The sequence below is a fragment of the Paenibacillus sp. FSL R7-0189 genome, from assembly GCF_037969925.1.
Lineage (GTDB): Bacteria > Bacillota > Bacilli > Paenibacillales > Paenibacillaceae > Paenibacillus_AQ > Paenibacillus_AQ odorifer.
In genome coordinates, this window is record NZ_CP150223.1 from 5,812,433 (window position 1) to 5,824,548 (window position 12,116).

A 12,116-nucleotide genomic window follows, 5' to 3' on the forward strand; every position below is an offset into this window, starting at 1 on the left:
TGCTCCCTCATTCTTAAATAAGCTAATACGAAATATGACAATCCGCTCCTTCTAAATCGTCACCGCAGCCTGATTCGCGGATCCAGCAGCAGATGTAATAAATCCACTGTCAAGTTAATCAGGACAACGACAACAGCCATCCATAATACGTAACCCTGAATGACAATATAGTCTTTCGCAAAAATCGCCTCAATGGCATACTTACCGATTCCCGGCCAAGAAAATATAGTTTCAACAATAACGGAACCGCCCAATAGCCCCGCTATGTTAACTCCAAGGAGGGTAAGACTCGGAAGAAGCGCATTACGAAGTACATGCCGAATGATTATTCTCCATTCCTGCAGCCCCTTAGCTCTAGCTGCTGTGATGTACCGCTTGCCCAAAACGTCTAGAAGACTGGAACGAATCAAGCGGATGTAGACTCCTGCCATTCCAAATCCTAGTGTGAGGGCAGGTAGAATGACACTGGATACCCCATCCATTCCCATCACAGGAAATAGCTTAAACTTCACCGCACCATAATAAATTAGGAGCAGACTTAGCCAGTATCCCGGCATTGAAACACTGAGCAGTGCACATACTCTTCCCAGTCGATCAAGCAATTTACCCGGATATAGTGCAGATCCCACTCCTATAGGCAAGGCAATAAGAATAGCGGACAATACGGAACAGGCACTGAGCAGTATAGTTGCCGGAAAGCGACTCATTAGCTCTGTGAATACTGGACGACCGCTGCTGTAAGATAGGCCTAAATCGAGATGGGACACCCGGTTCAACCAATGAAAATATTGCTTATGTACAGGACCATCCAGACCAAGTGCATGTCTGGTCACCTCAATAGCTTCCTGCGTGGGTTTAATGCCGTCAGCACGCAGCATGATCTCCGCTGGATCACCTGGCGTTAAGTGCATCAGCGCAAAGGTAATGCAAGAGATACCGAGCAGCACGGGGATGAGCTGCAATAAGCGTTGCAACAAGTATCGATTGATGGCATTCAACTCCAAGATCTTAATCGTAATAATTACGATTATAGCATAATCTTTTTAAATTAATAGTCTTAATTTGATTTATTTCATGTAGGACATAAAAAAATCAACCCATATTAAATGAGTTGATCTTTAAACATTTGGCCTCTGCACAGTCGCAACTTTTTTTTGCAATAATATTGTCAAATCCTTAATAATCATGTCATTATAAGTAGGTTCATATTAAAAATAACAATAAAGGAAGTGTGTATTTGAATCGGTTCAATTTAGTCCTCATCTATGTTTTATCCATCATGATAGCTTTTCTTTTAGGAATTTACGTGGCCCCTAGCGTTGAAACACGCTTGAATGGGCAGAATGTGGCAAGTAATCCCGTTATCGAAGAAATACCACCTAGTACCGCAGATAAAGCTGCTATTGCTGCTGAATCCAACACTACTGGGTCCAATTCTATTGAATCAGATCCTACTGAATCAGATCCTACTGAATCTTCACCTTCCCCGGAAGCCGTTGTCTTGGAAGATATGCCTTCGGACGATGATACCGGACCCGCCGATGATGAAGCTGAAGATCTGCCAGCAGCAGATACCCCATCCGGGCAAGGGATTGGTGCGCCATTAGAATTCAAGTATAGTACGAACTCTGCCGATGCTGTTAAGCTGACCTGGGAAGCTGACAACTTAACCGGTAAAAGGATCAATTATTACACAGCCCACATCAGCACGTTTAATCCAGTAGGCGATCCTTCCAATGATCAGCTGAACGGCAAGAGCAGCTTTTCGCTTAAATATGTGGGGCCGGTTGAGCCCAATGATACTTTATTTATTTTCAGTGATTTTACATATCAGAATACAATACATACGATTATTATTGACCAGCTCACACTTCAATATGATGATGGTACTATCGAGACCTTCGACTATGGTTACGAAACTACCGATGATAGCGGCCTATAATCCATATGATTTGCAGCCCTGGTGCGAACCAGAGCTTTTTGCGAGGCACAATGAACTAATGGTAATGTAAAAAACGAAGAGCGGCCTGGAATCCGGCGCTCTTCGTTTTTACTGTTATTGTTACTGCCATTCAGTTTAGCGGATGACCGTTACCTTGATCGTATCACTGGCAGTTACTCCCGCCGCGTTGACCAGCTCCGCCCGATATTCGTACACACCGGCAGTGCGTCCGCTGATGGTGGTTGCTGCACTTTGCGCCGAAGGTGTATGGGCATTCAGCGGCTGTGAGTCGATGAGCTCCCCGTTCTCATATAGGCGGTACTCTGTAGCGTTAGTTCCCCACCAAAGATTCATCGACACCTTATAGGTGCCATCTCCGTCCCAGTTATCTTCGGACAGAATCGGCTTGCCCGGCGCAGAGTCACTTATGGTGACCGTAAGCGAATCGATCTTGGTCGTGCCATATTTGTTGGTTAACTCCGCAGTGTATACATAAGTGCCGTTCACCTTGCCATGAAGCTCTGTGCTTGCCGTCTGGGCAGCCGGCGATACATCCTTCAGTGTCTTAGAATCAATCAGTGTGCCGTTCTCATAGAGTTTGTAGCTCGTGCCGTTATTACCCCACCATAGGTTCATGGTGACCGTATAGTTACCATCACTAAGTCCATTAGCATAGCTGCTGTTGGAGGAAAGATCAGCCTGTCCTGGCTTACCAGTCGCAATCACCTGGCCGCCAATAACCTGGAAAGTATAGCTCTTTTCAGTCGTATTGCTGGCCGCATCCTGCACGGTGTATTTCACGGTGTGGGAGCCGGCCCCTAAATCGGCGGCGCTCAGGGTCTGGCCCTCGGCAATCGTTTTCCCATCTAATAGAAGCTGTTTCGAGGTGACACCTGACAATACATCGTCAGCAGTCAATTCAAAGTAAAGCTGCGCTCCTTCTTCTACATCTCTCACCTCATGGCCGGATTCCTTCAGTTCGGCAACCGGTGGAGCCGTATCAATATTGAGGTTCAACATCTTGGGATCTTCCGCTTTGCCTTTTCCCGGCACAGCATGGTATGTCAATGTATGCCGCCCGTCTTCCTTCAGGTCCACAGGTGTACTGTACTCAGCTTCCTTGTTGCCGTTAAGCGAGTAATAAATATTAGCTGTATCTGTATTAACCTTCAGGGTAACGGTGACCGGCTGGTTAAACCAGCCGGAAGCATTAGGCTCGGCAGACAGCGTCGCCGTTGTCACCGGAGCCCCCTCTTCTTCTGCTGCGGCGAAGTCATCGAGGCTTCTCGGCTTGAGCTGGTAGATGCCTTTAAAAATTGCGGCAACACCTGTGATATTAAGTTTTTGTCCCTCAGTATAAGGGAAGATATCCTTAGTAATGCCTGTCCGGGCATCCACGCGCACATGATTGCTTGTCCCGTCGGCGTTGACTGCGTCGAATTCAAAGGAGCCGCTTGGCGTAGCGTTGATAATGTTCGCCACTGTCACACCGTTCAGTTGAACCAATTGGCCTTGGTTGGCATCATTCACCATGTTCGCCGCAATCGGCTGCGGCAGTGCCGCCGTGCCCGTCTTCGCAATTTGTACTGCTTCGGTCAGCTCCAGCTCTGTGTTGTACAGTGCGGTGGACGCTGTTACCTTGACCTTATCGCCCACGTGGAAGCCGCTCTGACTCTGGAAGACATAAACCCCACCGGTTCCATCTTGGAGATAGAAGGACTGTCCGCCAAAGATACCCGGCTCGGTCGTCACGGTCCCCTCCACCGTTACCAGTGATCCGGCTGCCTTAGACCGGGAATCGCCGATAGAGATTGCAGCCGGAATGGGATCTTCCTCAGCCGGAAGCGGTTCAGCAGGAACATTGCCCAGCGTCACCGATTCAGTCTTGAGGTTTGTACTGTTCTGGCGGAGGCGCAGATTGGATGCAGCTGTGGTGCCCGGCTTGATCTGAATCGTCAGGTCCTTGTAGGCATGACCGTTCTGATCAGCCGTCAGATTGAATGAGGAGCTATAGCCGTAGCTGCTTGGCCAGGTGCCGTCGCTGTTCTGAATCTTGGCGATTTGGGCGCCGCTGCTTACCTGGTAGACACCTACCTGGAAGCCGGAAACGCTTGTGCCTGCTGGAAGATTATCTGCACTCACCCGAATCTGAAAATTCTGTGCATTTGGCAGCACAGCCTGGTGCGTGAAGTTATAAACCGCACTTGCAGTGGCTGCCGGTCCGCCGTAGGAGCCTGCTTTGAAGGTGCTGCGATCATACCATTTGTAGCCAGCATTAGGTTGAGCCCAAGGCTCCGGCTGCGGCTCAGTGGACAGCGCTGGCTCCTCGAAAGGCAGCAGTGCTGTAGGCTGATCTAGCATCAGGCCATTCACCTGGGTGAAATCCGTATAACTCTCCTGCTCAGCGAGCCAGTTGACGGTGTTAACCAGCAGTGTGGCATCGTCCACTTCCTTGAAGCCATCGTAAGTTGTTTTCTTGGTGCCGGTATCTTCGCGCAGGTATTTCGGTGTTGCATCCTCTACAGGAGATGAGTCACCGATGAAGGCTGCCTTGCCGGCGCCTTTTTTCGCAACTGCCACATAAGGACCTTCTGCCACACCGCCGCCGTTATAGACCCCCTGGTCTACGGCATTGGCCCAGGCAGCATTGGTTTGCGGCAGGTAGACGATACCTTTCGCACGGGCTGGGTCTAGAATGGCCAGCGTGGAACCGGCATGCATAGCTACCGCCGATACGCCCGTTGTAATGCCGAAGGCTTGATCGGGAGCCACGATGTTGGTTGCGTTAATGTCGCCAAGCGCATTGTAGCGGAAACGGACACCGAACTCGTCCGCCAGCCAGTCAGAGCTAACCACACCCTGCATGGCTGCAGAAGCGACCTCATCGGCATTCATGCCTTTGGCTGGATTGTCCCACGCTCCACGGCGGTAGCCGTTGAAAGCTTCAGAACCATCCCAGCGGTTTTTGTTGCGGTCGGCGTTATAATGGTCGCCGATGAAGAAAATACTGCCGCCATCCTCCACATATTCTGCCATCGCAAGCTGCTCGCTTGCTTTGTAGGGCACGTTGGATTCGGCGACGATGTAGACATCATAATCGGAAAGATCACTCAAAGTAATTGGAGTCGTCTTGCGGAGTTCTTTGACATAATAGCCTTCCTGGGCAAGGGCATTCCCAAAGTCTGAAAAAGCGCCGTCAATCACCCAATCGGCTGCTCCCGCAGTCTGCTCATGGGTGTTGTCAAACAGGATCTTCTGGCCTGCATGCTCATTGACCACTTTGGCCTCAATGTACGGTGCAGGATCGTTTGGTCCTTCTGCGAATACCGCCGAACCGGCTCCGAACGTGAACAGCTGAAGTGGTACGGCCACCGCCACAGCTAGAGTGCTGTTCATCAGCCTCTTTTTCCAAACTGAATTCTTCTCCTTCATACCCTTCCTCCTCAAGAAATAGTCCGGTGAGTAATTACCATAAATACCCACCTGCTTGACATCTACTATCCTATCTCAAAACAATTAAAAAAAAGATAGATTTATGTAAACTGCTGTAAAAATTATACTTTTGGCCTATAAAACGGGTCGAATATAGAAAGGGTATTATGAAAAAAGTCACAGTTGCTGAGGCTCATGATGAAGGATTGGGCTATCTGGATATTAGTACAAAAAAAGCGAAACGGATAAATGCTCCGTTTCGCTCTCTCCTAAGTTACTGATAACCAAGTAACAAATTCACAATCGTATCAAGCTGAAGCTCTAATGAAAAAGGGTCCTCCATTACGAATTCATCATGATAATTATCGCCATACAAATAAACTTTGCCATTTTTCACTGCAGGGATGCCTTTCCATATGTTACTTTCCATTGCTTTATTGGTTGCATCCGCATCGCCATTATATACAAAAACATAATCACCTAAGTATTCTGGAAGCACTTCAAGTGAAATGGATTCAAACCCCTCCGCCATATTTTTGGCACTTTCTGTTGGAGGCAGCTTCAGCATATTGTATATAGTGGAAGAACCATAATTTCCTCCCTTTGCCGCTAAGACGTACACGGCCTTTTGTGAAAACTGAACAATTGAAACGGTTTCCCCTTCCTTGATAACCCCGGCAAGTTTCGACTTTGCTTCAGCTACTTTCAGTTCATATTCCGTAATCCATTCTTCTGCTTCTTTTTCTTTTCCGAATATTTTGCTTACACTCCTAAATTTATCAAGCGGCCCTGCTGTCTTTAACCCCTCCCAATAAGGCAGAAAAACAGTGGTCCCAATTTTCTCATATTGTTCTATGTTCTCATCGATCGAACCGATAATTAAGTCCGGATCTAGCATCGTTAATTTTTCCAAATTTAAAGGAAAATCCCCTAAATCCTCAATTTTCTCGATCGTTTCTTTGGGTATGTCCGCTTTTTCCATCCACCCTTCATCCAGCATAAACGTTCTTGCTCCGATGGGTATAATTCCTAATTTCAATAAATGCCCCATATATTGGTCAGCCGCCACTCTTTTCGGCTCTGCTGGTACTTCCACATCTCCCTTAGGCGTTGATACTATTCGAGTGTTCGTACTTTCTTCTGATGTTGCTTGATTTACGGTTCCATTCCCATTACTTTGTTCCTTCGTAGCAGTACCCGTCCCGCTTGAGCAAGCACCTAATAATAGAGAACTGCAAAGCAGTAAAGCTGCCGTCGTCTGAGATTTTGTCATTTTAAACATAGGTAATTCCCCTTTTTCTGTATTATGATAATGATTATCATTATTAATATACTGTTCAACGATGGGTTCAAAAATAGAGGATGTGGGGAAGTTTAATGGACTTTCAGCAACTTTAGGCCGCTGAAACTCTCTTGTTCTAAAATGTGCAGGGGATACACCTTTTCTTTTCTTGAAAATTCGGCTGAAATAATATACGTCTTTATAACCAACACTTGCTGATATTTCCCCGACCGAAGCATCTGTTGTCATTAAAAGCTCCGTTGCAAGTTCAAGCCGAAACCGAATTAAGTAATCAATCGGACTCATACCTGTGTGCTCTTTAAACAAGGATGACAAATGATAAGCACTGAAATTAAATACTTCCGCAAGCGAATCTAATGTAATTGGCTCCGCATAGTACTCCTGGATATAGGTGATTACCTGGACTGCAACACTTGTTTGTTTCACTTCAGTCTCTTTTCTATGTAATTCTTTTAAAACCTGATGAATGAATTGATAAAAAAGTGATTTTACATTGAGTCTCTCTTCTTGCTCGTTCCATTTTTGATACATCAATTGCATTTTGTTATAAAGTAAAATGGGTGCATCTGGGGAAAAACAATATTGTGTTTGGAACAGATCCTCCTCTTGCATCCATGCACGGTAATAAATGATATAGTAAACAAAATTCTTGCTTGTCGGAACAATATTAAGGGTCGCTCCTTTCCCGCTATGCAGGACTTGAAATCCTGTAAAAGAAAATTCAGACTGATCTAATTGAACTTGAGCGCTCCCTTGTACCGAAAGTAAAAATATACTGGCAGGAATCTTATATTTATGAAGAATTTCGCCCCGAACCCTTTCAATACGGCGCACATCCAATAACTTGACCGTCGCTTGGTCCCAAAGCAATATTTGATTGCTTTTGTGCATAATGACTACCCCTCCGTTATCTGTCTAATACTCATCATAAATGATAACCATTATCAATAACAGTCAAGATATTTAACTTAATAACAAAAATCCGATTGCCCTAAAAGGTGCAATCGGATTTTGTAATATAATTTTATTGTTCAGACGCCAATTGCAGAAAATGATCTGCAGCCAAACGGACAGCCAGGATACTTGCGCTATTGAGTGAGTTATCAAAGATAAGTACATGATTGTTTTTCACTGCTTCCAGTGAGTTCCACACGTTCGAAGTTTCCTTGTCCTTGATGGCTGCCTTTGCGATATCCATATCATGCTGGATAATAATATAATCTGGATTCATGCTGTATATTCCCTCCAGAGAAAGTGCCCCTCCCTCTTCAGGATATCCCTTTGGTGGCAACAACCCAAAGCCTACAGTTTGATTGTAGTACATCGTGTTTTTAGAGCCTTGAGCATTAAAATTGGCTTTTCCGTCGACCCGTAGTAAAGCAAATGTTTTATTCTCAAGACTACTTAACTGTTCTTTTGTTTTTGCAATCATTTCTTGGGTTTCCTTAATGGCTTGTTCCGCTAATGTCTCTTTACCAACAATCTGAGCACACAGCATGGCCGTTTTTTCCCAGGTATCGGTGTAGTCAATTAAGATGACTGGTGCAATCTTATTCAACTCTTCATAATTGCTATCAACAGAACCCTTGAAGGTTACAATCACATCTGGCTTTGCATCCATGATCATTTCCAGGTTCGCATTGCTGCTGCCCAAATCAATAATTTCAGCAGTTCCAGCATAAGGCTGTAAAGTAGCAAAATCCTTCATCGCTTCCGCTGCATTGGTTGATGCGATTGGAGGCGTATCTAGAGCAAAAAAGTAATCTAAATACAAGGGATGCAAAACCGCTATACGCTCAGGACGTGTCTTAAGCACCACTCCATTGTCGCTGGCATCCGCAATTGTTCTTGGCCATCCCGCTTCATCGATCTTGCCGGCTTCCGGTGTAGGCGTGACTGAAGTTTCGGAACATCCAGCCAGTAATCCTGCAAGTATAATTAAGGATGCAATCCATCCATATAGTCTTTTCATTTGGCTCCCCCTTGAGTTGTTATCATTACTGTCTGTATAAATGCTTCATTAAATCACGGTTTTTCTGCGTGAACAGGTCATTATGTGAAGACACCATCCCGGACGAATTTGCCTCCGGTGTGATGTATTGTTTGGCTTGGTTTACCGCATTGGCAGCATCCTGGAATGCCCCCGCGATCAGGTGCAGTTTCCCATCATGGTGTAGAACATCACCTGCCGCATAAATACCCGGCACGGATGTCCCGCTCGTTACTGATCCTGAAATCTGATGTTCCCACAGATCCATTTTAATTTCACTGTTCACCAGCAGTTCTTTGTCGCGCTCATAACCGTGATTAATGATGACCTCATCGACAGACAGCTCAAATGCCTCTCCGTTGTCATTACTTTTCAGCAGTACAGTCCCTATTCTTTCGTGATCCGGTGTGGCAATCAACTTTTCGATTGAAGTATTTAACAAGCACTCTACGCCATTGTTTGCCAAGCGTGAAATATCGGCTTCATGCCCCTTTAAGTTCTCTTTCCGGTACGTCAGAAACACCTTTTTGGCAATCGGAGCCAGTTCATTCGCCCAGTCTACAGCAGAATGACCGCCTCCCGATATTAGGACAGTCTTCTCTTTAAAGCGGGCAAGTGACTTCACCGTATAATGCAAATTTGTGATTTCGAATCTTTCGGCACCCTTGATTTCGAGCTTGACCGGCTTCAGAATGCCTCCTCCAATGGCCAATATGACAGTTTTAGTGAAATGCTTCCGGTTTGCGGCCGTGTGTAAAATAAAGTAACCTGCTTCATCTTGCGAGATGGATGTGACCTTTTCATTAAAGGCAACCTCCGGTTGGAAAGTCATCCCTTGACCAACCATTTGTTCAATAAGCTGCGAGCCAAGAATAGGCTGTAAGCCTCCCACGTCCCAGATCATCTTTTCCGGATAGACATGCACTTTGCCGCCAAGCACAGGTTGGAATTCTATAATTTTGGTTTTCATTTCACGGAGTCCGCTATAAAATGCAGCAAATAATCCAGCCGGACCGCCGCCAATAATCGTAACATCAAACAATTCCTCTTCATGCATCGTTCAATCGCCTCATTTCTCTTTTTTAAATCCCTAAATGCTCACGGAAAGTGCTACCCGTATATTCGCTCCGGAATAAGTCTCTTTCAACCAGCTGCGGTACCAACTTCTCAAAAAACAGCTCCATAGATTGTTCCGAACCGCCTGGCAGGGCGATGAAGCCATCTATAGCCCCCGCTTCAAACCGTTCAATAATATCGTTCAGCACATCCTCGACTGTCCCGACAGATACCCAATGTGCAGATCCGACAACCTCCGGCCTGTCCAAGATTTCTTTCACTGTAGGCTGATTTTTAATAATATACCGCCGTAACAACTCAGCATGAGTCCGGCTGCGGACGGCCTGACTGGAATCGGGTAACATATCGGCAGTTACTCGCTTATCTAAGGGATAACCGCTTAAATCAAGACCCAGCACCGATTTAAGCGAAGCATGTCTGCGTTCAAGGCTTAAATTCGCATGTGCAGCCTTATGTAATTCAAGTGCTTCTTCGCGCGTATCGGCCAGGAAAAAATATAAGCCCGGCAAAACTTTGATAGCATCCGGATCACGGCCCTGCTCAGCCGCTCTTCTTCTCAGATCATTCCTTAGTTCCACTCCCGATTCGATATCCGGCATTGCGGCAAAAATAGCATCAGCTACAGATGAGGCGAAATTCCGTCCAATATCCGAAGCCCCAGCTTGGAATAGCGGCGGCGTTCCTGACTTGTGAGCAGGCAAAGTAAGCGGCCCTTTTACACTGAAAAATTCCCCGGAATGATTAATGGCAGTCACTTTATCCTTATCCGAAAACATACCTGACTGACGGTCGATAACAATCGCTTCATTCGGAAAACTCTCCCAAAGCTTGCATACAACATCCGTGAACTCCATAGCCATGGCATATCTCTCTTCCGGTGACGGCATGGGTGAGGCGCTGAAATTATCGGCGCCTTCAATAGAAGTGACAATATTCCAGCCGGCGCGTCCATTGCTCAGCCAGTGTAAGGACTGCAGCTGCCTTGCAACAACATACGGCGGATTAAAAGTAGTGGAAATCGTCGTTACCAGTCCGATCCGCTCGGTTTCACGAGCTATCGCTGCAAAAAACAATGCAGGGTCGGGGCTGCCGAAATTTGAGGAGTCTCCTAACATCTGCGGGCTAACATACAGATAATCAGCCCTGAAAAGAAAATCGAGCTTTGAATTCTCAGCCATTTTTGCCAAATTAATATAGTAATCAATAGACTCCATCTTCTCTACTCCGCTATCCGGGTGTCGCCAGCCGTCTCCTTTCATCCAGGTTGCATTTAAGGACAGGCCAATACATAATTGTCTTGGTCTTTTTTCTGTCATATCTACCAGCCTTTCATTTATAAATCAATTTACTGATAATGATTCTCAGTTACAAAGGTGAGTTTATCAAAAATTTAAATAAATTCAAATGTACAAATCTCAAATCCAGCATGCATCATTATTTAATCTAAATAAAAAAAGTCTGCACTTCTGGCTTATCACCAGTAGCTGCAGACGTAGTTCAAGTAAAAGAAGCTCATTATGTACATTATTTATAAGCAGAGGGAGAAACACCGAATTTCTTTTTGAATAATCGGCTGAAATATAGTGGATTGTCATAACCAACACGGTCAGCAATCTCGCGGATAGGAAAATTACCTGCTTTGAGTAATTCACAGGCCCGTTCCAAACGATAATTAACGACATAGTCGATTGGTCGTAGTCCCGTATATTTATGAAAGAGGTAAGAGAAGCGGTTGGCACTCATTGCATGCTGTTCCGCTAACTCACCGAGTGTAAGTGAATTCATATAATGAAGTTTAATATACGCAAGAGCTTCGTCTACCATTCTTTGATTCGGAGAACTATCGTTCTCTCTGTAACTGCACGCAATCAGAACCTGATGCATCAGGCTTAAGAACAACTCCTTGATACGCAGCTTCCCAATTTCTCCGGATGGATGGGCATTCTGATGGAGCATAATTAGTAATTCAATAATCTTTAGATTCGCTCCCGGCTCCAGCTTGAAATGAGAGTCAAATTCGTGAGTACTATTCATTTCTTCCGGCATATCCAATTTATAAAAAAGTGAGTAATACTCGAGCTCAGATTGTCCTATAACCTGTGAATCCATCTGCATGCCCGGAGCAGCATGAAAAACTGATCCTGGCCGTAATTCATATACCGTTCCATTCACACGTATTCTGGCTCCCCCGCGAATGATAAATAGAAATCCATGCTTAACGGTGGTGAATTCACTTAATAAGCTTTTGGGCTGGATGACTAAGCGGCTTCTATCTTCTATTTCATAGACACCTTTAGTAAATGCCTTTGCTAATTTGTCCAAATTTATCAATGTTCTGCACCTGCTTCCTAGCACCATGCTTCTTTTAAGAT

Annotated in this window: 8 protein-coding genes; 1 reads left to right on the plus strand and 7 read right to left on the minus strand. The window is 45.5% G+C overall.

What is annotated here, in order from left to right; translation table 11 throughout:
• Positions 1 to 59: 59 nt before the first annotated feature.
• Positions 60 to 998, minus strand: coding sequence for a nickel ABC transporter permease (nikB, locus tag MKY63_RS25475; protein ID WP_339810239.1), 939 nt, complete (start codon positions 996 to 998; stop codon positions 60 to 62).
• A gap of 239 nt (positions 999 to 1,237) precedes the next feature.
• On the opposite strand from nikB, the gene MKY63_RS25480 reads away from it, so the two are divergent.
• Entirely contained in the window at positions 1,238 to 1,942 is a 705-nt protein-coding gene (locus tag MKY63_RS25480; RefSeq protein ID WP_076274546.1) for a hypothetical protein, read from the plus strand.
• Between the two features lie 135 nt (positions 1,943 to 2,077).
• Here the strand turns inward: MKY63_RS25480 and MKY63_RS25485 are convergent, their stop codons facing one another.
• The 6 genes from MKY63_RS25485 to MKY63_RS25510 form a co-directional block, all read right to left on the minus strand.
• Positions 2,078 to 5,374, minus strand: a complete 3,297-nt coding sequence (locus MKY63_RS25485; RefSeq protein ID WP_339810242.1) for a chitinase N-terminal domain-containing protein — start codon at positions 5,372 to 5,374, stop codon at positions 2,078 to 2,080.
• Between the two features lie 274 nt (positions 5,375 to 5,648).
• Positions 5,649 to 7,568: an AraC family transcriptional regulator gene (locus MKY63_RS25490; RefSeq protein ID WP_076274544.1), complete on the minus strand. Its 1,920-nt coding sequence runs from the start codon at positions 7,566 to 7,568 to the stop codon at positions 5,649 to 5,651.
• A 133-nt stretch (positions 7,569 to 7,701) separates the two neighbouring features.
• Positions 7,702 to 8,649 (minus strand): ABC transporter substrate-binding protein, encoded by a 948-nt coding sequence (locus tag MKY63_RS25495; protein WP_076213785.1) that lies wholly within the window; start codon positions 8,647 to 8,649, stop codon positions 7,702 to 7,704.
• Between the two features lie 25 nt (positions 8,650 to 8,674).
• Positions 8,675 to 9,724, minus strand: a complete 1,050-nt coding sequence (locus MKY63_RS25500; protein WP_339810247.1) for an NAD(P)/FAD-dependent oxidoreductase — start codon at positions 9,722 to 9,724, stop codon at positions 8,675 to 8,677.
• Positions 9,725 to 9,749: 25 nt separating this feature from the next.
• The gene (locus MKY63_RS25505) at positions 9,750 to 11,060 is read right to left on the minus strand and encodes an NtaA/DmoA family FMN-dependent monooxygenase (RefSeq protein ID WP_339810249.1); all 1,311 of its coding nucleotides are present in this window, start codon (positions 11,058 to 11,060) and stop codon (positions 9,750 to 9,752) included.
• Between the two features lie 208 nt (positions 11,061 to 11,268).
• Positions 11,269 to 12,075, minus strand: a complete 807-nt coding sequence (locus tag MKY63_RS25510) for an AraC family transcriptional regulator (RefSeq protein WP_038571278.1) — start codon at positions 12,073 to 12,075, stop codon at positions 11,269 to 11,271.
• Between the last annotated feature and the right edge of the window lie 41 nt (positions 12,076 to 12,116).

Excerpts from the sequence above, each read along its gene's own strand:
- MKY63_RS25485 (WP_339810242.1), bottom strand. The coding sequence starts at position 5,374 with ATGAAGGAGAAGAATTCAGTTTGGAAAAAGAGGCTGATGAACAGCACT.
- MKY63_RS25490 (WP_076274544.1), bottom strand. The coding sequence starts at position 7,568 with ATGCACAAAAGCAATCAAATATTGCTTTGGGACCAAGCGACGGTCAAG.
- MKY63_RS25495 (WP_076213785.1), bottom strand. The coding sequence starts at position 8,649 with ATGAAAAGACTATATGGATGGATTGCATCCTTAATTATACTTGCAGGA.
- MKY63_RS25500 (WP_339810247.1), bottom strand. The coding sequence starts at position 9,724 with ATGCATGAAGAGGAATTGTTTGATGTTACGATTATTGGCGGCGGTCCG.
- MKY63_RS25505 (WP_339810249.1), bottom strand. The coding sequence starts at position 11,060 with ATGACAGAAAAAAGACCAAGACAATTATGTATTGGCCTGTCCTTAAAT.